20 protein-coding genes are annotated in these 22,077 nt (G+C 35.5%); 7 read left to right on the top strand and 13 right to left on the bottom strand.

The window, feature by feature from the left end; genetic code table 11:
- Window positions 1-53 precede the first annotated feature (53 nt).
- A complete protein-coding gene (gene fabG / locus IP023_RS01090; protein ID WP_241788398.1) occupies window positions 54-797 on the bottom strand; it encodes a 3-oxoacyl-[acyl-carrier-protein] reductase in 744 nt (247 codons plus the stop codon).
- Between the two features lie 263 nt (window positions 798-1,060).
- On the opposite strand from fabG, the gene IP023_RS01085 reads away from it, so the two are divergent.
- The 3 genes from IP023_RS01085 to IP023_RS01075 all read left to right on the top strand — a co-directional run bounded on the left by IP023_RS01085 (window position 1,061) and on the right by IP023_RS01075 (window position 4,501).
- Window positions 1,061-2,557 carry a malate:quinone oxidoreductase gene (locus IP023_RS01085; RefSeq protein WP_241788397.1) on the top strand — a complete coding sequence of 499 codons (1,497 nt, stop codon included), beginning with the start codon at window positions 1,061-1,063 and terminating at the stop codon, window positions 2,555-2,557.
- A 246-nt stretch (window positions 2,558-2,803) separates the two neighbouring features.
- A complete protein-coding gene (gene pnuC / locus IP023_RS01080) occupies window positions 2,804-3,409 on the top strand; it encodes a nicotinamide riboside transporter PnuC (RefSeq protein WP_241788396.1) in 606 nt (201 codons plus the stop codon).
- Window positions 3,410-3,412: 3 nt separating this feature from the next.
- Window positions 3,413-4,501, top strand: coding sequence for an acyl-CoA dehydrogenase family protein (locus IP023_RS01075; protein WP_241788395.1), 1,089 nt, complete (start codon window positions 3,413-3,415; stop codon window positions 4,499-4,501).
- A 67-nt stretch (window positions 4,502-4,568) separates the two neighbouring features.
- Here IP023_RS01075 and IP023_RS01070 read toward each other — a convergent pair whose 3' ends face one another.
- Genes IP023_RS01070 through IP023_RS01040 form a run of 7 tightly spaced genes read right to left on the bottom strand, consistent with a single transcriptional unit; the run spans window position 4,569 to window position 10,834 of the window.
- A complete protein-coding gene (locus tag IP023_RS01070) occupies window positions 4,569-5,363 on the bottom strand; it encodes a hypothetical protein (protein ID WP_241788394.1) in 795 nt (264 codons plus the stop codon).
- Window positions 5,348-6,349 carry an LLM class flavin-dependent oxidoreductase gene (locus tag IP023_RS01065; RefSeq protein ID WP_241788393.1) on the bottom strand — a complete coding sequence of 334 codons (1,002 nt, stop codon included), beginning with the start codon at window positions 6,347-6,349 and terminating at the stop codon, window positions 5,348-5,350. The genes IP023_RS01070 and IP023_RS01065 overlap by 16 nt, the downstream gene beginning before the upstream one ends.
- Before the next feature lie 48 nt (window positions 6,350-6,397).
- On the bottom strand, window positions 6,398-7,582 hold the full coding sequence (locus IP023_RS01060) for a THUMP-like domain-containing protein (protein ID WP_241788392.1): 1,185 nt from the start codon (window positions 7,580-7,582) through the stop codon (window positions 6,398-6,400).
- A complete protein-coding gene (locus IP023_RS01055; protein ID WP_241788391.1) occupies window positions 7,583-8,845 on the bottom strand; it encodes an aspartate kinase in 1,263 nt (420 codons plus the stop codon).
- Between the two features lie 30 nt (window positions 8,846-8,875).
- Window positions 8,876-9,676, bottom strand: a complete 801-nt coding sequence (locus tag IP023_RS01050) for a DUF3298 and DUF4163 domain-containing protein (protein WP_241788390.1) — start codon at window positions 9,674-9,676, stop codon at window positions 8,876-8,878.
- Between the two features lie 6 nt (window positions 9,677-9,682).
- Window positions 9,683-10,132, bottom strand: coding sequence for a GNAT family N-acetyltransferase (locus tag IP023_RS01045; RefSeq protein WP_241788389.1), 450 nt, complete (start codon window positions 10,130-10,132; stop codon window positions 9,683-9,685).
- Window positions 10,133-10,144: 12 nt separating this feature from the next.
- Entirely contained in the window at window positions 10,145-10,834 is a 690-nt protein-coding gene (locus tag IP023_RS01040) for a YggS family pyridoxal phosphate-dependent enzyme (protein ID WP_241788388.1), read from the bottom strand.
- 160 nt (window positions 10,835-10,994) lie between these two features.
- Here IP023_RS01040 and IP023_RS01035 point away from each other — a divergent pair, with 160 nt between their 5' ends.
- From IP023_RS01035 to IP023_RS01025, 3 genes are read left to right on the top strand one after another with little or no spacing between them, the layout of a single operon-like run.
- Entirely contained in the window at window positions 10,995-11,831 is an 837-nt protein-coding gene (locus tag IP023_RS01035; RefSeq protein ID WP_241788387.1) for a DUF4296 domain-containing protein, read from the top strand.
- Complete coding sequence (locus IP023_RS01030; RefSeq protein ID WP_241788386.1) at window positions 11,831-14,212, top strand: endonuclease MutS2; 2,382 nt, start codon at window positions 11,831-11,833, stop codon at window positions 14,210-14,212. Before IP023_RS01035 ends, IP023_RS01030 begins: the two co-directional genes overlap by 1 nt.
- Window positions 14,213-14,266: 54 nt before the next feature.
- Window positions 14,267-14,494 carry a DUF6965 family protein gene (locus IP023_RS01025; protein WP_241788385.1) on the top strand — a complete coding sequence of 76 codons (228 nt, stop codon included), beginning with the start codon at window positions 14,267-14,269 and terminating at the stop codon, window positions 14,492-14,494.
- 335 nt (window positions 14,495-14,829) lie between these two features.
- Here IP023_RS01025 and carB read toward each other — a convergent pair whose 3' ends face one another.
- Window positions 14,830-17,649, bottom strand: a complete 2,820-nt coding sequence (gene carB, locus IP023_RS01020; RefSeq protein ID WP_241788384.1) for a carbamoyl-phosphate synthase large subunit — start codon at window positions 17,647-17,649, stop codon at window positions 14,830-14,832.
- Window positions 17,650-17,899: 250 nt separating this feature from the next.
- Here carB and IP023_RS01015 point away from each other — a divergent pair, with 250 nt between their 5' ends.
- Complete coding sequence (locus IP023_RS01015) at window positions 17,900-18,394, top strand: hypothetical protein (protein ID WP_241788383.1); 495 nt, start codon at window positions 17,900-17,902, stop codon at window positions 18,392-18,394.
- Between the two features lie 55 nt (window positions 18,395-18,449).
- Here the strand turns inward: IP023_RS01015 and IP023_RS01010 are convergent, their stop codons facing one another.
- The 4 genes from IP023_RS01010 to IP023_RS00995 form a co-directional block, all read right to left on the bottom strand.
- On the bottom strand, window positions 18,450-19,040 hold the full coding sequence (locus IP023_RS01010) for a YceI family protein (protein WP_241788382.1): 591 nt from the start codon (window positions 19,038-19,040) through the stop codon (window positions 18,450-18,452).
- A gap of 160 nt (window positions 19,041-19,200) precedes the next feature.
- Window positions 19,201-20,400, bottom strand: a complete 1,200-nt coding sequence (locus IP023_RS01005) for a pyridoxal phosphate-dependent aminotransferase (RefSeq protein WP_241788381.1) — start codon at window positions 20,398-20,400, stop codon at window positions 19,201-19,203.
- Between the two features lie 112 nt (window positions 20,401-20,512).
- Window positions 20,513-20,887: a DUF1573 domain-containing protein gene (locus IP023_RS01000; RefSeq protein WP_241788380.1), complete on the bottom strand. Its 375-nt coding sequence runs from the start codon at window positions 20,885-20,887 to the stop codon at window positions 20,513-20,515.
- Window positions 20,888-21,037: 150 nt separating this feature from the next.
- Window positions 21,038-22,003 carry a KpsF/GutQ family sugar-phosphate isomerase gene (locus IP023_RS00995; protein ID WP_241788379.1) on the bottom strand — a complete coding sequence of 322 codons (966 nt, stop codon included), beginning with the start codon at window positions 22,001-22,003 and terminating at the stop codon, window positions 21,038-21,040.
- Window positions 22,004-22,077: the final 74 nt, after the last annotated feature.

The raw sequence follows: 22,077 nt of genomic DNA, 5'->3' as shown, positions 1-22,077 counted from the left end.
TAAAGCCTTTTCATTTTGTGAAAAGGCTTTATTTTTAATAAATATGCTTGTTATTACAACATACCACCATCAACAGGTAATACTTGTCCTGTTACATAAGATGATAAGTCTGACGCTAAGTAAAGACATGCATTAGCAACATCTTCAGGTTGGCCACCACGTTTCAATGGAATACCTGCTTCCCATCCTGCTACTACTTTCTCGTCTAATACGTCGGTCATTTCTGTTTTAATAAATCCTGGTGCCACCACATTAGCACGGATATTACGAGAGCCTAGCTCTTTGGCTACAGATTTGGTGAAGCCGATGATGCCTGCTTTAGAGGCAGCATAATTTGCTTGTCCTGCATTTCCTTGTACACCTACTACAGAAGACATGTTGATAAATGATCCTTTACGATTTTTCATCATTACCTTTGATGCTGCTTTGGTAACATTGAAAATAGATTTCAAGTTTACATTGATTACATCATCCCAGTTTTCTTCTGTCATACGCATCAATAAACCATCTTTAGTAATACCAGCATTATTAACTACGATATCTAAAGTGCCAAATTCAGCTACGATATCATTAATTAATTGTTCTGCTTGATCAAATTTTGAAGCATCAGAGCGATAACCCTTCACTTTAGTACCAAATGATTGTAATTCTTGCTCTAAGGCTTCGCCCTTTTCTACAGAAGACAAATAGGTGAATGCTACATTTGCACCATGCTGCGCAAATACTTCTGCAATTTTACGACCGATACCCTTAGAGGCTCCAGTAACTAAAGCCGTTTTTCCCTCTAGTAATTTCATATTATTAATATTATATTTTATTCAATTAAACAAATCGTTGCTCGTCTATGGAATATAATAGTTCCTAATTTTTAGTCGAACACAACAAAAATAAACAAATTTTGAAATACTACTAATTTATTGAAAAATGACATGCTTTTTTAATAATTGTAAAATAGGTTTAAAAATGTGATCAAATTCGAAATTTAATGAAAGAATTTTGACAAAATCATTCGTTTGTAATGATTTTGAATGGTAAATTTGTACGAATTTTTTAAGAAGACATGGGTAAGAAAAAGCAAAACACAGAAGTTGATGTACTCCTAATCGGTGGTGGTATAATGAGCGCTACCTTAGGTACACTTATCAATGAGTTAAATCCCGACGTTAATATTGAGATTGTAGAACGATTAGATGTAGTAGCAGCTGAGAGTTCAGACGCATGGAATAATGCAGGTACAGGACACTCTGCTCTTTGCGAATTAAATTATACGCCTGAACAGGCGGATGGTTCTGTAAAAATTGAAAAAGCAATTAACATTGCGGAGCAATTCGAAATATCTAAGCAATTTTGGGCTTACTTAGTCGAGAAAGGTATAATCAAAAAACCTGAACACTTTATTCGTAAAGTGCCTCATATGAGTGCTGTTTTTGGTGAAAAAGATGTTAAATTCTTGAAAACGCGTTTTGAGACTATGTCGAAGCAAAACTTGTTTAAAGGAATGGAATACACAGAAGATGTTGAGCTGTTGAAAAAATGGGTTCCTTTGATGATGCAAGGTCGTCAAGCTAATGAACCGATTGCTGCCACGAAAATGGAAATCGGTACCGATGTAAATTTTGGTGAATTGACGAGAGATTTAATTAATCATTTAGCAAAAAAGGATAACATCAATTTATCGCTGAATCAAGAAGTAAAAGATATTGAGCGTGAAGATGATGGTCGTTGGGAAGTCGAAGTTAAAGATTTAGTAACTGGTGATAAACGTGATATCAAAGCTAAATTTGTATTCATTGGTGCTGGTGGTCACTCTTTACTATTGTTAGAAAAATCAGGAATTCCGGAATCTAAAGGTTATGGTGGTTTCCCTGTAGGTGGTCAATGGTTGCGTTGTATAAACAAGGACGTCATTAAACAACATACTGCAAAAGTATATGGAAAAGCATCTGTAGGTGCTCCACCGATGTCTGTTCCTCACTTAGATACCCGTTATATTGATGGCGAGCAAGCATTATTGTTTGGCCCATATGCTGGATTTTCTACGAAATTCTTGAAAAAAGGTTCTTTCTTTGATTTACCTGCTTCTATCAAATTATCGAATATCAAACCAATGCTTTCTGCAGGTTTGGATAATTTAGATTTGACGAAGTATTTGATCACTGAAGTAATGAAAAAACCAAAAGATAAATTAGAGTCTTTGAAACAATTCATGCCTACAGCAAAAATGGAAGATTGGAAAATCGAAATTGCTGGTCAACGTGTTCAAGTAATTAAAAAAGATCCTAAACATGGCGGTGTATTAGAATTTGGTACGGAAGTAGTATCAAGTGCTGATGGTTCTATAGCAGCTTTATTGGGCGCTTCTCCGGGGGCATCTACCTCTGTAGCTATCATGATTCAGTTGTTGAAAAAATGTTTCCCAGAGCGTGCTACTTCACAAGAATATAAAGCCAAACTTCGTGAGATGATACCTTCATGGGGTAAAAAATTAAATGATGATGCTGAGCTATGTGCTAAGGTACGTGAGGCTTCACAACGATCATTGAAATTAGATAAATAAATTATAAGTATATAGTACTTATGGGGTGCTATTAAGGTCACTGTCTAAAAAGTATTTTTTCGTATTTTCTGTTCTAGCAAATAGGTTAGATATTTTTTAGACGGTCTCTTTAATAAGGCTGAGATTATACCCAATTTCGAATTTATTCGAAAGGAACCTGATCCAGGTAATGCTGGCGTAGGGATTTTATAATAAATGTCTTAGTAGCATTTTCATAAGTGTAGTTTGTTAATTAAACACACTTTTATGGAAATAATATTTGAAAATTTACTAACCGCTTTCTACCAAACCTCTTGGTTAGAGAGATTTTCTGTCCTTTGTGGCATTATTCAAGTTATACTTTCAAAAAATAATAAATCATCTAACTATATATTTGGTATATTAGGGATATTAAGTGGTATGTATGTATTATTTGGTGCTAAACTTTATGCAGAGATAGCGCTCAATATGTATTACCTCGTGATGAGCATCTATGGATGGTGGTATTGGAATATCAATACATCAGCTCAAATACAACCTATCTCATACTGCAATAGGCGCGAATGGACCATTGTTGCCGCTATTAGTATTCTAGGATTTGCTTTTTTATATTTAATTCTTTCACAATTTACCGATTCTGATGTACCTTTATGGGATGCATGGGTGAGCGCTACAGCATGGGCTGGGATGTGGTTGCTGGCCAAACGAAAAATTGAAAATTGGATATTGCTTAATATTAGTAACCTATTTGCTATACCTTTACAGATACATAAGGAACTTTATCTATTTGCTGCACTTACCTTATTTTTATTTATAGTCGCTATTTTTGGCTTTTTCCAATGGAAGCGCATTTTCAATAATCAACCTATCTAAAATATGTTACAACCTGAACAAATACAAGTAATACGGGATAGTCAATATGAAAGTATTACAGCAAAGGCTCTTGTTAATAGCCAATTGCAAGTTATCTATGACAACAAGTGGTTTAATATTTGGGTACCCAAAGAATATGGTGGTGCGGAGTATTCTTTTGAACAAGGGTTAAATTTGTTGGAGGAGCTGGCTTACCACGATGGGGCACTGGCTTGGACCATTACCCTTTGTTCTGGAGCCAATATGTTTGCAGGATTTATTGAACCTAGCAAAGCCAAGGAAGTATTTAGTACGGCCAAAGTGTGCTTTGGAGGGTCAGGAAGAACCGCAGGTAAAGCGATTTGGAAAGATGGATCTTTTGAGATCACCGGCATGTGGTCCTTTGCGACGGGGGCACCACATTTGTCCCATTTTACGCTGAATGCGCCTGTTTATGATGGAGATATTCCTCGTCATGATGCAGATGGTAAACCTGTAGTTTATTCTTTCTTTGTGCCTCGTGATTATGTTTTGGTGCATTACGATTGGAATACATTCGGATTAGAATGTACTGCAAGCCATAGTTTTTCCCTTGATAACGTGAAAGTCGATGCGGCAAATGCATTTATATTATCACCAAGTAAAAGATATTACGATAGTCCATTATATAGGATACCATTTATGACATTTGCGGAGTTGACATTATTGGTGAACTACATGGGGATGTATAAACGTTTCTTAGACCTTACGGAAAAGTATTTTTTTGAGAAATCTAAAGACCCTTTTTGGGCCGATAAATACAGTAAATCTAGATTTCAATTGCTCGATAGTTTGCAACAGAACTTCGCGCATCATCGTGCTGTAGTCAATGAAATCGCTGATATGGTCAATGTTCTTTCCGCAGCGGGTACGGTTTCTGCGGAGGACCCTTTCTTAGCAGAAATATCGAAGCAATTTAAAGATATTGTCGAATCTATTCGTAATGCTGTTACTATATTGATGCCTTTACTAGGTATCCAAGCGGCACAAGTGGACCAAGAACTTAATATTGTCTTTCGTAATTTGTTTACGGCCACACAACATAGCTTACTGAATATTCGCGATATTGAATAAAAATAAAAGAGTCAAATATAATATTTTGACTCTTTTATTTTTTGACTAGCTGTTATAATAATATATGTTAACAGTCAAATTGTCTTGTTTCTTCATAATGTATGGGATCACTAGATAATATGAGGATGATTCTTTCTTCTTCATAATCTCTAGGACTTGATAACATAAAATCTAGTTTACCATCCTTATCCAAATCGCCAATAAATAGAATTTCTGTATGGGTGTCGTTATATTCTGTTTGATATAATATTTCCTGGCTTATATTGTCTACTGTCAATATTAATTGATAAAATGCATTTGCTGTACTTGAATAATCTTGTTTCAGCGGATCGATTCCTTTAGCTTCTAATGTATAAGAATGTCCATTGAAAACAAAAGATTGTGATTTGTTTGGTGCTATGTTTTTGTACTCTATAGCAATGGTATCTACAGTACCTATTTTTATAGTAGGAATATTGAAGAATAGTAAACTACTTCTATCTGATTCTAGGGTTTGCGTAGGCAATCCGGAGCAAGGTTCTTCTTCCGCATTGATAAGTTTATATTGAGCCTTTTCAACTTTATAACCTTTTTGATCTTTGCGCAACATAAACCATGTGCCATGATTTAATATTTTACCTATTTCATTTTCTTCACCAATACGGTAGCTCGCATTTGCAAGCAACAAATCTCCCTGTTTGTAATTTATTGTTGATGTATGATTTTCTTTATTTTCGGGGCTATTTGTTAAAGAAGTGTTTTCTGTTGGCCCATCAAGTACTATAGCACTTGAATCTTGATTGTCTTTCGCATCATCCTTTTGTTTTTGCTGACAAGCAAAAACAAAAGGGAATATCGATAGTAATATTATTTTTCTGAACATAATAATGCTTTAGCAATAATGTCAAACGCTTTTAAACGTTTACTATCATCAAATATATAATTTGTTGTCATGATTTCGTCTACATTATATTCATCAACAAAAGATAATACATCTTCTTTGATTTCTTTTTCGGTACCTATAAATGTGCAGCTTACCATGCTTAGTACCGCTTGTTCCAGTTCTGGTATTCCATGGTATACTACTTTTTCGGTAGGAGGGGACAATGGTTTACGTAAATTGGTAAGTATCCCTGCAAACATATTGAATAAGCTAGTCGCTAAAAAGTGAGCCTCCTCAACGGTATCCGCAGCAACAATATTTACACAAGCTATAAAGTAAGGCTTCTGTAGATATTTCGAAGGCTGAAAATGTGCATGGTATATTTTTGACGCTTCCCCTAGCATAGCAGGGGCAAAATGTGCCGCAAAAGCATAAGGTAAGCCCAGCTCTGCAGCAAGATAGGCACTATCTGTACTGGAGCCAAGTATATAAATAGGAATAGCTAACCCTTCGCCGGGGAAAGCGCGTACTGTGGCATGTGCATTATTCTCATCCAAATATTGTTGAAGCTCTAGAATATCATCTTTAAAATAGAATGATGTATTCATATTATTACGTCGCAATGCCATCGCGGTCGCTTGGTCCGTGCCTGGGGCACGCCCCAATCCAAGATCTATACGTTCTGGATAGATGCTCTCCAATGTCCCAAATTGCTCTGCAACGACTAGTGGCGTATGATTTGGCAACATGATGCCTCCAGAGCCTACGCGAATTTGATTGGTCTTGCCTGCGATATGCCCAATGAGTACCGCTGTTGCGGAGCTCGCAATATGTGGCATATTGTGATGTTCCGCAAGCCACAATCTATTGTATCCTAATTTTTCTATATGTTGAGCACCTTCTACGGCTCTTTGTATTGCTTGTGTATGATTATTCCCCTTGGTAACGGTCACCAATTCTAGTGCCGATAGTTTTAATGTCTTCATATACGAAGATATTATGAAATAAATAAAATTTTGTAAGCGAAATGTCTTTTATTGGACTTTAAGGCAATGAATGACAATATGATTACCCGAAGGATCGGTTGTGAAGTACAAGAAATCTTTACCACCATCTTTAAGCTTAAATTTCTTGCGAATATCATCTACTTTTACAGGGAAATTCTTAGCTGCTACATTAGCTTTCGCTATTGTATTTTGTTTTTTAAATTCATTAAAGTTATAGACCTTAACAACTTCAAATATCCGACCAGGGAATCTTAATTCAAGGAGGTCAGACGTATATAGATGTGCGTGGGTATGCAACTTTGCTAAGTTAAAGAGCTTAGCCGTTGTTTTGAAGGCACCAGCTTTGGTCACGGCTACATCGGGATCATACAGATATTTAAGGGGCTCTGAAGTTTTTATTAAAGCATTTTTTTCTTCTTCTACCGTAAAAGTAATTTCTTGAATTTGGTGCTGCGCGAGTCTAATTGCGGAAATTTTCGCTTCACCAATAAATTCGCGATCTTGAAAAAATAAAAGCTCTTTACAATCGCCATCCAGACTAATTACATAGACAAGCTTTACATTTTTAAGTTTTTGTAAAGCGGTGCTTATATCCATCAGTGGCGATAACTTGACTATGGTATAACGTGATTTTTGGACGAACATATCCTGTAGTTCGACAATATTGGGCTCGCAATCTTCCAATAGAAATACTTTAGCATGATTTACTCTACGCGAAGGATCTATATATATATAATCTAATGAATCATCAGGTTGATTTCGAACATACTCCACGCCATCTGTAGCTAAAGCAATGAGATTTGAAACACCCAATTCACGAGCATTGTGTTTTACGATAGCAGATAGTTTATGATTGAGTTCACAGTGAACGACGATTTCGGCTTCTTGCGCGATATAGCAGCTGTCTACACTAAATCCTCCTGTTACATCCACTACTTTAGCTCCTTTGTGAATCAAGGTTTGTTTTACTAAAGCGGTATGTTCAGAGGAGCATTGCTCCAAATTTATTTTGTCAGGGTAGTAAATGTTAGTAGAGAAAGCCCATGTAGGTAATTTTTTGACAGCGCGCTGCCAACCATCGATCTGACTAGCAATTTCCGAGGAACTAACATGCTCAAAAGGACTTTTTTTCAACGCAATATCACTAGGTGATAATTCCCGATGTGCTTTGATATAAGCTTGAACTTCTTTATCTAAAATATGAGTATTCATTTAGATATTTTTCACTAACATTTGACAAGTATAACTATCCTTTAGTTCACGAATAATCTCTTTATTGACTACTACACGATCAATTGTTTCTTGGTTATAATAGCGAATAGTAATTAATTCTAACCCTTTCTCCATGGTTACTTTAAATCTTTTCTCTAGTTCGATGAGTAGCTTTTGAATGTTTTCGCCTGTGTCGTCAATACTTACCGAAAAACTAATGGCACTGTGGTGCATCATATTAATCTTGCAGCGATGTTGGTGAAATAGATTGAAAATATGACTTAGGTTGTCTTCGACAATAAAGGAGAAGTCACGCGGCAATATATTGATGAATACTTGATTTACCTTAAATATGAAAGAAGGAACGGGGAGGGTTTGGTTCGTCGTTCTAATCTTTGTACCTGCACCTTCAGGATTAATGAAAGAGCGTACATTTAACGTAATTTTTTTGTTCTGAAGTGGCTTTATTGTCTTCGGATGAATTACTGTAGCTCCGTAGTAGGTAAGCTCAATAGCATCAGTGTAAGAAAGCTCTGGGATCAGCTCTGTTCTCTCAAACCATTTTGGATCGGCATTCAGTACGCCAGGGACATCTTTCCAAATGGTGATATCCTCCGCATTCAGGCATGATGCAAAAATAGCTGCAGAATAATCAGATCCTTCTCTACCTAAAGTAGTCGTAAAGTTTTCGGATGTAGAGCCGATGAACCCCTGTGTGATGATGACATGATTGTCTAAAATTTCAGGTAGGTCTTTGCGTATGCGATCTTCGGTTTGTTGCCAATCAACAATTCCCTCACGATAGGTATTGTCTGTACAGATATAATCACGTGCATCTACCCATTTTGTAGCAATACCAATATGTGTGCAGTAAGCAGCCAATATTTTTGAAGAAAGTATTTCGCCCAACGATACAATTTGATCAAATAAATAATCGTAAGGATCCTGTGGTTCTTCTTCCAGTATCCACTCTATCTCAACAAATGAATTTATTATGTCGTCATAAATAGGATGTGTTTGATCTTCAAATAAATCATTTAATACCTCAAAATGATCTTTCTTTACCTCTTCTAATAAGCCGTAAAAATCACCATTTTGATGGTAATAGTTTTTGGTAAGCGCTTCTAGCTTGTTTGTAGTTATGTCGATTGCTGAAACTACAACAAGAAGCTCTGAAGCTTTGTATTTCGAAATAATTGAAGTTACATTTTTAATATTTTCCGCATTTTTAACGGAAGCCCCACCGAATTTAAAGACCTGCATTATTGATGTATAAGGTTATTAGCTTTGTAATTATAAAATACTTTTAACAAATTCTTGACCACGAATATTGAATACATCTTTCAAATCCTTATACGGAATTTCTAAGATTGTAGGCCCGTCTGCATAAGGCCTGATTTCATACTCATTGTAATAGATGATAAGACTATTTTTTGTAAATCCAAAGTTATCATTTAATGTGAAAATTCCATCCTCAAAGAAAAAATCTTTACTTAAAGATTCCTTTTCGTAGATATTCTCTTGCTTGCGAAAATGTTTTTCAGCAATTGCTGTTAGTTCTTTAAGCTTATCCTTCTGAAGGATGTCTTCTAAAATGATAGTTTGATTTCTATGGAGGTCAAAATTGGCATAAAGCGTGTAATGTTGTCCGTGTGCACCTCCAGAATATTCATTTACTTGTGTAGCTAATGATATAAGCATCGGTGTATTTAGAATTACTTGGCTATTTACATCTTTAAACCAGGTGCCATGAATTCCATTACCCTGTAGGTCACTCGCAAATTCATCGTAACCATCTATAAAAGATTGTGCCGCCTCTGCAGGGGTATTCTCTCCATCAATGAGGATATATTTCTTAATGCTATCATTAAGGTTGTCCTTGGAGAAAATGGGATATGTTATTTTGAAATAGGTTGTGTCTATTATATCTTCGTTGGCTATAAAGAATTCACTATGCTCACTAATCGTATTATAACTATATGTAATAGTATCTATGGTATTCAAATGTAAATTAGTATTCGTCTTGGTATTTGCTTGCGGTAGATTGTTGCATGCTGAAAACAAGAGAGGAATATATATTAATAGCCTAGACATCTTATATTAAAATTTTAAATTTACATTAATCCATTCACCATCAAATGTGGCGTCATATTTTTCGTAAAATTTAATAGCAGGCTCATTCCAATCTAATACTTGCCACATCATCCCCGAATATTTTTTCTCCTTAGCATATGCTATTGTACGATCCAATAATGATTTGCCAACACCATATCCACGGTATGGTTCATGCACGATAAGATCTTCCAAATATAAACGACGACCTTTCCATGTAGAATATCGTATGTAATATAATGATAAACCGACTATTTTGTCCTCTACTTCAGCTACAAAAGCTCCCCAAACGGGGTTTTCTCCAAAACCAGCCTCTTTAAATTCGTCTATACTTACTGTTACTTCATTGGGGGCTTTTTCATAATCTGCTAACTCTTGTACAAGGATCATCATAGCTTCACAATCCTCAATTTTTGCATTCCTTATTTGAATATTCATCGTACAATACTGCTATTTAGCTTTAAAGTGTTTAGTAACACGCTGTCCAAATACAGTACTTCCTAAGCGCACCATATTACTACCTTGTTCGATAGCGATGGTATAATCCGAAGACATACCCATTGACAACATATCAAAAGATTCTTGTTGGCGGAAGTAACTTACCTTGATACCATCAAATAACATTTTAAGCTCGTAGAAATCTTCTTTAATTTCTTTTTGATTATCTGTATTTGTCGCAATTCCCATCAAACCACGAATACGAATATTTTGCATACCAAACATATCTTCACTCTCCAGCAACTCGATGAGTTCCACGTGATCTAAGCCGAATTTGGTCTCTTCCAATGAAATATCAATCTGTAACAAACAATCGATGATGCGTTTGTTTTTTTCTGCGTATTTGTTTATTTCTTTTAATAATTTTAAAGAATCGACAGATTGTATTAATGATACAAATGGAGCGATGTATTTTACTTTATTTGTTTGTAAATGTCCCACCAAATGCCATTCAATATCTTTGGGTAGTTGTTCATACTTCTCTACTAATTCTTGGACCATGTTTTCCCCAAAAATACGCTGCCCAGCATTGTATGCCTCGATTATATCTTCATTGGGCTTCGTCTTAGATATAGCAACCAAAGTAACGCCTATCGGTTGTAATTCTTTTTGTATATCTTGAATATTTGATGTTATGCTCATGATCTGAAATATTTTTTTGGAGATATTTAATACAAAGATACCTATTACGAAGGCATTTTGTAAATTTGAACAAAATTACAAAATGCAACGTTTACTTTATATCATATTTATCTCGTTTTTTTTTATTGTTTCTTGTGCAAAAAAGAAGCCTAGTGGCATTTTGTCGGACAGTGAAATTACAGAAATATTAACGCAGGCTTCTTTAATAGATGCTTATCTTAATACTTTGCCGCTCGATAGTGGCCGTAAAGTAATGCCAGTGCTTTATGATAATTTATTTAAAGAGTTTAAGATTGATTCGATGCAATTCAAACAGAATTTGGACTTTTACTATGGTAATCCTGTCTTGACAGAAAAAATATATACAAATGTCGCTACGGAACTGATGCAATATGAGAGAAATATTCGCCAAGAGGATTCTGTTAGAAATGCTTTTGTAACCGATAGCATACGTCGTGTCACTCGTATACAAATGTTAGATTCTGAACGTCGCAATCTTACCACAAATTATTATAGAGACAATTCTACATACAATTATAAAACTAACGGTTTGGATTTCTTAAGACGTGCAGAGCTAAATTTAAATGCCTACGGTATTCAAACTGAAGCTATTCCGAGCCAGCAGAATACACCTGTCTTTACAGATCCTATTTTGTCGAATACGACATTGAAGGAATATTTGAATGTTCCTATTAAGCAATTACTACTTAATGCACCGAAAAATTCAACCCCTTTTGATTTTAAATTACATGGCGCTTATTTTCTTCACAATAAAGGGTTTAATGTAAGGTCAGGATTTACTTTTGAACCTACGCCAGCTGTTGTATCAGTGTCTGATACGACAAATGTTATCTCACGTGAGATAGCGCCAGCCGAAATAATTTTGCCCGAAAGCGAAAAGAAAATCCCCTTGGAGCCCGTGAAAGAGAAGATTATACGTAAAGATACAACAGCACAAGTACCTAAGAAATTGCAAATAATACAACAGCGTAATTAATGATTTATCCACAGAATGCCATTGAAAAATTAGGTTTTTCAGAAATACGTGACCTAATAAAGGAAAAATGTTTGAGTGAGTCGGGGAGGCAAATGGTGGATAAAATCCAACCGCAAATTAAGCCTGACCAAATAGAACGTTTCTTACGTCAAACGAATGAATTTAAAGAACTGCTATTACATGATTCCCCTGTACCTGTGGATCATATGTATCCCATCAAGCCTCTTGCCGAAAAGGTAAGGGTAGAAGGATCTTTCTTGGCGGAGGATGAGTTGTATCGTATGCTGCTGTCGTTGCGGACTGTATACGCTATTATACGCTATTTTAATGAGCGTGAAGGGCAGTATGAGCATTTGGAGTTGCTATTTGAACATCTCCCCATAGAAAAGGGAATACTACGTTCTATTGAGCAAGTATTGGATGATCATGGTCGTCTGAAAGATAATGCCTCAAGATTGCTGTTAGAGCTGACACAGCAAATATTAAAATCAGAACAGGAAGCTAGAAAACGTCTGGATACTGTTTTTAAACAAGCGCAAGCCAAAGGATGGACAGCTGACGGAGGATTGACCATTCGTGATGGAAGATTGAGTATTCCGATTTTAGCGGAGAATAAGCGCAAGCTCAAAGGTCTGATTCATGATGAATCAGCAACGGGACAGACGGTGTATATCGAGCCTGAGGAAGTATTTCAATTGAATAATAAAGTTAGGGATTTGTCTTTTGAAAGACGTAGGGAGATTATACGTATTCTAACAAGTCTGACGAATGATCTGCGCCCTCACGTGCCTTTATTAATGTCGTATCATAGTCTAATGACAAAATTGGATTTTGTACGTGCCAAAGCATTATTTGCTATTGACTTACAAGCTACGATGCCTGTATTGAGTAAAGATGCTTCGATTAACCTAATAGAAGCAAGACATCCTATTCTTCACCTCAATGCCTTGAAAAATAATGGCCATGCTGTTGTTCCTTTAAACATTAAAATTGATGATACCGATCGTATTATTTTAGTATCAGGCCCCAATGCAGGCGGTAAATCTGTATGTATGAAAACAGTAGGCCTGTTGCAGATTATGGTGCAGTCAGGATTATTGATCCCGGCAGATGATACTTCTTCTGTAGGGATATTTAAGCAGATTTTTGCTGATATTGGCGATGATCAATCTATAGAATCTGATTTGAGTACGTATAGTGCTCACTTATCCAAGATGAAGCATTTTACTTCTTTTGCCAATGGACGAACGCTTATTATCATTGACGAGTTTGGTACAGGTACAGATCCTCTTTTTGGAGGACCTATCGCTGAAGCTGTATTAGAGCAATTGAACAAAAAACAGGTTCGTGGTGTTGTAACTACTCACTATTCAAATTTGAAAGTTTTTGCAAGCCATACCGAAGGTTTGGAAAATGCTTCTATGCTATTTGACAATCAAGCTATGAAGCCCATGTATGTATTGCAAATCGGTAAACCGGGGAGTTCATATGCATTTGAGATAGCGCAAAAAATTGGGCTTTCTAAGGAAATATTAGCATCAGCAAAAAGTAAAATTGGTGTCCAACAAAAGAAAGTAGATACGCTTCTGGTAGATTTGGAACGAGACAAAAAAGTAATCATAGATACCAAATACGCTGTAGCAAAACGCGAGAAGGAATTGATAGAGCTCAAAGCAAATTATGAGCTTTTACAGTCTTCTATTGAAGAGAACAAAAAAGAAATTATTAGAAAAGCGAAGGACGAAGCGCGTACTATTCTTAAGGATGCAAATAAGCTCATCGAAAATACAATATCTGAAATTAAGTCTTCTCAAGCAGACAAGGAGAAAACTAAAGTATTGAGATCTGGCTTAAATAAAGCCTTGGACAATCATAATAGCGCTCTCAAGAAGCCCGAGAAACCAAATGTTACAGTGTCAACAGATAATGCTAACCTCGAAGTGGGTGATTGGGTGAGTATTAACGATTCAGGATCAGAAGGTGAAATCTTAGAAATTACCAAGAATAATAGTTTGATTATTGCCTTAGGTGAACTTCGAACGGTTGTGAAAAAGAATAGGGTATCTAAATTGAAGAGTAAGGATAAGTCCAAAGCTATCAAACGTCAAACAAATGTCTCTACAGGGTCGATTGCTGATTTCCATCCTGAAGTGGATGTGAGAGGAATGCGTACCGAAGATGCTTTGCATAAGTTAGAATTAGTACTGGATAGAGCAGTGATGATTGGTTATCCTTCCCTAAAGATTATCCATGGTAAAGGGGATGGTATCCTCCGCAAGTTTATTAGAGATTACCTGCGTAAGTATAATCATGTAAGTCGTTTTGAAGATGAGCATGCCGATAGAGGTGGTGATGGAATCACCTATGCGTATATAGGATAAATATTCTTTCCTAATCAATGAATAGTTAAAAGAGATATAGTATATAGAGTTACGATGAGTATAGAAGAATTGAAAGCTGAATTGTTAGGTAAAGAATATCCCGATGAAGTACAAATCCATGTGGATCAAATAGTCGTCGATGTACCTTTGTTTCTTAAAGTATCATTTATTGAAGCAGAGCAATGGACCAAAGATTTGGAAAAATGCCCAGGATGGATCCGTTTGAATCGTTTCAAGGAAGCTATCGCTTCGGCAGACAGGAGTCAAGAAGAGGCTTCTTAGGATTCGTGTAGTCCCAAAGGAAGACCATCAGAGCACTGAAAAATAATAAATATTTACCAGTTGAGCTCATCGATACGGATGGACTCAACTGGTATTTTTTTTGGTGATAACATCTCGCTAGCTGTGTAAGTTGAAAAGTTATTTTGAAAAATTTATCAGGGCTCAAAGCGCTTAAAAATTTTCGGAATAACTTTTTATTATTTTAAAAGGATAGCAACGCCAGCAGCTGCTTGCTCTTAAAATGAAAATTGAATTGCGCTAGAGAAAGCTATAAAATAGAAGAAGGTGCCTTTTTAGGCACCTTCTTTATTATTTAAATAGTTTATATGCTATTCTTATTGTGCATTTAAGAACATTGATTTCTTAGAAACCAATTCTCTGAAATATGGATCTTGAAGATCTTTGATAAAACGAATAGCTTCACCCGTAGATTTCATCTCTGGGCCTAATTGTTTATCTACCTCAGGGAATTTAGAGAATGAGAACACAGGCTCTTTAATTGCCCATCCAGTTAATTTGCGCTCGATATTGAAATCTTTCAATTTGTTAACACCTAACATTACTCTTGCAGCAATATTGATATAAGGTACGTCGTATGCTTTAGCAATAAAAGGAACAGTACGTGATGCACGTGGATTTGCTTCGATTACATATACATTGTCACCTTTGATAGCAAATTGAATATTTAATAAACCGATTACGTTTAATGCTTTTGCTAATTTGATAGAATATTCTTCCATTTTATCTTGTATAGCTTGTGATAAGCTAAATGGAGGAAGAACAGCGTAAGAGTCACCAGAGTGAATACCTGCAGGTTCGATGTGCTCCATCATACCGATGATATGAACATCTTCACCATCACAGATAGAATCTGATTCTGCCTCTTCCGCACGATCCAAGAAGTGATCAATCAGAACACGGTTACCTGGAAGGTTTTTCAATAAGTTAACTACTGCTTTTTCTAAGTCTTCATCATTGATAACGATACTCATCCCTTGACCACCTAATACATAAGATGGACGTACTAATACTGGGTAACCTACTTCGTTAGCTACTTTGATAGCTTCTTCAGCAGATTCTGCAACACCATATTTAGGATAAGGAATATCTAATGATTTTAATAAGTCAGAAAAACGGCCACGATCCTCTGCTAAGTCCATGTTTTCAAAAGATGTACCGATAATCTTAACACCTAATGCTTCTAATTTATCCGCCATCTTAAGTGCAGTTTGACCACCTAATTGAACGATAACACCTACAGGTTTTTCTAATTCGATGATTTCACGAACGTGTTCCCAGAATACAGGCTCAAAGTATAATTTGTCCGCCATATTGAAATCGGTAGAAACAGTCTCAGGGTTACAGTTAACCATGATAGCTTCAAAACCTGCTTCTTTAGCAGCTAATAATCCATGTACACAAGAGTAATCAAATTCAATACCTTGACCGATACGGTTAGGTCCTGAACCTAATACTACGACTTTTTTCTTATCCGAAACTATTGACTCATTTTCTTCTTCGAATGTCGAGTAATAGTAAGGCGTTTGAGCAGGGAATTCAGCAGCACATGTATCTACCATTTTGTAAACACGATTGATACCTAATTCTTTACGACGTGCATATACTTCATCCTCTGTAACATTGCCCAATAACCAAGAGATCTGCACATCTGAATAACCTTTTTGTTTCAAAGTCATAAAGAAGTCTTTTGGAATATTATTCAATTGGTAGCGACGAAGTTCTGTTTCAAAGCCTACTAACTCTTGGATTTGTGTCAAATACCATTTGTCAATTAACGTAGCTTTACGAATAGATTCTAATGGAACACCTAATTCAAAGGCATCTTTGATATGGAATAAACGATCTGCACTAGGATGCTCTAAGCTGTACATAATCTCATCCAAGTTGCGCAACTGACGTCCGTCTGCGCCCAAACCTGCACGGCCTGTTTCTAATGATTGAGCAGCCTTTTGTAATGCCTCGATAAATGTACGACCGATAGCCATTACTTCACCTACAGCTTTCATTTGTAAACCTAATTCTTTGTTTGCACCTTTGAATTTATCAAAGTTGAAACGTGGAACTTTTACAATTACATAATCTAACGTAGGTTCAAAATAAGCAGATGTAGTTTTTGTAATTTGGTTTTGTAATTCATCTAAGTTGTATCCAATCGCTAATTTGGCAGCGATCTTAGCAATAGGGTAACCTGTTGCTTTTGACGCTAAAGCTGATGAACGGGATACACGTGGGTTGATCTCGATGGCAATGATTCTTTCGTCAACAGGGTTAACCGAGAATTGTACGTTACAACCACCTGCAAAATTACCTATAGAACGCATCATCAAGATTGCTTGATTACGCATGTCTTGATAACATTTATCCGATAAAGTCATGCCCGGTGCTACCGTAATAGAATCTCCTGTGTGGATACCCATTGGATCGAAGTTTTCAATCGTACAGATAATAATAACGTTATCGTTTTTATCACGTAATAATTCTAACTCGAATTCTTTCCAACCTAATACAGCTTGTTCTACTAATACTTCATGTGTAGGAGAAGCGTGTAAGCCTCTATTTAATGCCGCATCAAATTCTTCTTTATTGTGTACAAAACCACCACCTGTACCAGCTAATGTGTACGAAGGACGAATTACCAAGGGAAAACCAATCTCTTGAGCTGCTTCTTTACCTTCTAAGAAAGAGTTTGCGATTTTTGATGGTGCCACACCAACACCAATGTCAATCATTAATTGACGGAATTCTTCACGATTTTCTGTTTTTTCAATCGCGGCTACATCAACACCGATAACTTGAATATTGTATTTTTCCCAAAGACCGCGATTCGATGCTTCGATACACAAGTTCAATGCTGTTTGACCACCCATTGTAGGTAATACAGCGTCGATTTGTTGCTCTTGAAGGATTTGTTCAATACTCTCGCATGTAAGAGGTAATAAATAAACATTATCTGCTACAACTTTGTCGGTCATGATTGTCGCAGGGTTTGAGTTGATAATCGAAACCTTGATGCCTTCTTCTTTTAAAGAAAGTGCAGCTTGAGATCCCGAGTAATCAAATTCACACGCTTGTCCGATAACAATAGGACCAGAACCTATAATTAATACGGAGTTAATGGAGGTGTTTCTTGGCATTATTTATTAAATCAAAAAGTGTTAAAATACAAATTGTAAATTATGGACAAACCTTCGAAATGCCTTGTTTTAGAAGAGAATTCCGACTGCTTTGTCGGAGTGCAAAGTTATGCTATTTTTTTTAAAATATAAAATATGTTTTCATAAATCCTACGTTTTAATCCTTTCTGTAAGCGCCCAAAACAATTTTTGCGCTAATTTGTTTTTAGTGTGTAATAAATAATTACAAAATATATTACAAATAGTTTTAATGAAGAAAATTTACTTAACAATAGCTGGATTATTAATTTTTGGTTTCAGCCAAGCGCAAGATTACAAAAATTCAATAGGTATTAGATTTGGAGAGAGTTATTATGAAACTGCAGGAATCTCATTTAAAACATTTATCAGTCAACCATCGGCTTTAGAATTTGATTTAGGTTTCAGAACACGCTCTGTGGGAGATGACAAATGGACGAATTTGTCGTTGTCTGCTGCTTATCAATACCATATTCCAGTGCAGGATAAAGGATTGAAATTGTATTATGGTGCTGGTGTTATATTGACAAATACTTTTTCCGACCAGAGCTATTACAAAGGAGTTAGTGCGGGTATTTTTCCGACTTTGGGGGTAGACTATAAACTTAAAAAATCGCCTTTTGCATTTTCAATAGATTTTAGACCTACTGTACATATCGTAAAAGCATCGGATTATTACAATAGTGTATATTTCAATGGTGGCGTGACTGCACGTTATACATTTTAATAACTTTTAAGATAAAATAGAAAAGGTGTTGAGCGATCAACACCTTTTCTATTTGCTAATTTTTTACAAGCTCTACATTCACAACGATTTTCACGTTTGGAGCGACAGCATCTACTCCTGTAGGTAATTTATCATTGTATTTGATATTATAATCGAAACGATTGATTGTGGCTGTTGCCGTAAAACCTGCTCTAGTTTTTCCCCAAGGATCTGTAATGATTCCATTATTTTGAGCTACTTGGAAAGTTACTTTTTTAGTGACATCGCGGATGGTTAGATCACCTGTCAATATGTATTTACCCTTTTTATCTTTTGTAAGAAGGCCATTTTTTAATGTCATTTTAGGAAATTTCTCTACATTGAAAAAATCATCAGATTTTAAATGATTGTCACGAATTTCTATACGCGTATCAATACTATTTGCATCGATAGTAAAATTTACCTTTGCGCCAGCAAAATCTTTTTCATTTACGGATTCTACATTTCCTTCTAAAGTTTTGAATTGGCCATCAACAAATGAAATACCTAAGTGATTGACATCAAAACGTACATTAGTATGCGCAGGATCTACGGACCATTTTACTTGAGCTACCGCTACATTACTTACTAATATAATAGCAACTAATAGATTTATTAATTTTTTCATACAATTATTTGTGTTTAATATTATAGCACAAAAATCAGAATAATAGTACTGCTAAAAGTTAATCTACATTAAGAAATATATCCTTTTGAATATGCGGTAAATACAAAAAGGGTATGCAATATTAGTATTACATACCCTTTTACATATATATTTATTAGGATTAGATCGTTCTGCCTGGATAAACTTTCAAAGCTTTCTCTAAACAAGCTAATGCTTTGACCAAATCTTCTTGATTTAATACATATGCTAAGCGTACTTCATCTGTACCTACATTTTCTGAGCTATAGAAACCAGTAGCGGGTGCCATCATCACTGTTTCATTATTATTTGAAAAATCTTCTAACATCCATTGACAGAATTTATCCGCATTATCAATAGGCAATTTTGCAACTACATAAAATGCACCTCCTGGATTAGGACAGAAAACTCCTTCTATATTATTTAAGCCTGTAACCAGTGTATCTCTTCTTGCTGTATATTCGTTGGTAACGGCCTCAAAGTATGAATCTGGTGTGTCAACTGCTGCTTCGCCAGCTATCTGTCCTTCTAATGAAGGGCTTAGGCGTGCTTGAGCAAATTTTAATGCCGTAAGATACAACTCTCTATTTTTTGTAATCAAACAGCCGATACGTGCGCCACATGCGGAATAGCGTTTTGAAACTGTATCCAATACGACTACATGCTCCTCTAATCCTTCAAGGTGCATAGGAGAGATAAATTCACGGCCATCATAACAAAATTCACGGTATGCTTCATCTGACAATAAATATAAGTCATGTTTAATACATAATGCACGCAATGCTTCAAGTTCTTCGCGAGAATATAGGTAGCCCGTAGGATTATTGGGGTTACATATCGCAATAGCTTTTGTTTTTTCTGTGATTAATTTCTCGAACTCTGCAATTGGAGGTAATGCAAAACCATTTTCTATATAAGACATAATAGGTTTTACAACAACATCTGCTGAACAAGCAAAGCCATTATAGTTAGCATAAAATGGTTCAGGAATAATAATTTCTTCCCCTGGGTTTAAACATGCTTGAAGTGCTATTGTGATTGCTTCGGAACCACCATTAGTAACAAGGATATCCGTAGCTGTGATATTGTAATTTAGTTTATTATAATATTCAGCTAATTTATTGCGATAAGAAGCTGTACCTTCTGAAGGTGTATATGCCCATACTTTAAAATCTATATTTTTTAAAGCATTCAACATAATTTCTGGTGTTTCAATATCAGGCTGTCCAATATTTAAATGGTATATCTTTTTTCCTTCTTTTTTCGCTTGATCGGCGAAAGGCGTAAGCTTACGTATAGGTGATGCAGGCATATTAATACCTTTGTGCGAAATCTTCGGCATTCTGTTTTAGTTTTATAAAAATTTGTACTACAAAGATACAAAAACTGTATATTAAAAAAGCCGTAAGGATAGAATATCATTACGGCTTTTTACAAATTATAGTTGTTTTATATTATTCTACGTTACCTTTAATAGTTAAGGTTTTGATAGGTGTTTTTGTATTAGACTTTACAATAAATGATTTTGTAAATGGTCCTTTTACTGCAGCATTGTAAGTAACTTTTATTTTACCTGAACCATTAGGTGCAACAGGTGATTTTGAAAAATCAGCCACCGAACAACCACATGAAGGAGCTACATCTGTTAAGATAATTGGAGCATCACCAGCATTTGAAAATGAAAACTCATAAGTAGCTGGTTTGTTGAAAGGAATAGTGCCAAAGTCATGCGTTTCCTTATCAAATTTAAATTCGCCAATAGCAAATGACATTGCTGTGAATGTTACAAATGCAATAAAAATTGTAGCTAGTCCTAATATTTTTTTCATACTTCGAAATTTATAAACTTAATTAACAATATGTAGTCAATACCTATGCCAAATGTAACTTATTTAATGTGATTAAAAATTAATCAACCCTTAAACCACAATAATTTTACATTATACACTCATTGTGTAGTTTTTTGGCTATAATTATCGTTAAATAATACCTTCTTTCAATAAATCTTGAATGTGTATAATACCAGAATATACGTTGTTTTTGGTAACCAAAAGTTGAGAAATATTGTTTTCTCTCATTGTTTGAAGGGCATTTACAGCGAGTTCTTCTGCGTCAATTACTTTTGGAGAAACAGACATAATAGCAGATGCTGTAAGAGCTGTCAAATCTTCATGATTTTCTAACATTCTGCGGATATCACCATCCGTTATAATCCCTATTATTTGATCATTCTCGATCACTGCTGTAGCTCCTAATCGATGTTTTGTAATCGTAATTATAGTTTGTCTAATATTCTCAGTCGAACGAACGGAAGGGGTGCCATTGTTGTCTGATAAATCAGATACTTTAAGGTATAATTGCTTCCCTAAAGCACCTCCGGGGTGATATTTAGCAAAATCACGATCTGTAAATTGTCTAGCAGTTTGCAAACATACGGCTAGTGCGTCTCCCATTGCTAATTGCGCTGTGGTACTCGTCGTAGGTGCAAGATTATTCGGACAGGCTTCCTTCTCTACTGTTGTATCTAAAATATAATCAGCCTTTTCTGCTAAAAAAGAACTTTTGTTGCCTACGATAGCCACTAACGGGTTATTTGCTTGTTTTAAAAATGGAACTAAAACCTTAATTTCTGGTGTATTTCCACTTTTTGATATCGCGATCACAAGGTCGTTTTTTTGTATAATACCTAGATCTCCATGTATTGCATCTGCTGCATGCATAAAAATAGAAGGTGTACCTGTTGAATTTAGGGTAGCAACAATCTTTTGTGCTATAATTGCGCTCTTACCTATCCCTGTTACGATGACCCTACCAGCTAATTTTGTAATTAAATGGATGACTTCTACAAAATTATCATCAATTTTAGTAGCGATTTCGAGTAGTGCTCTAGACTCTAACTCTAATACCTCAATTGCTTCTTTTTTAATTTCTAAATTGCTTTTCACAGAAATTCTCCTTATTTTTATATTTATATTAAGTTTTACAAAAATAAGTTTTTTAAACTTCACTTTTGGTAAAG

It is taken from the genome of Sphingobacterium rhinopitheci (assembly GCF_022627575.1).
Taxonomy (GTDB): domain Bacteria; phylum Bacteroidota; class Bacteroidia; order Sphingobacteriales; family Sphingobacteriaceae; genus Sphingobacterium; species Sphingobacterium rhinopitheci.
This window is presented reverse-complemented; position numbering and strand designations above follow the sequence as displayed.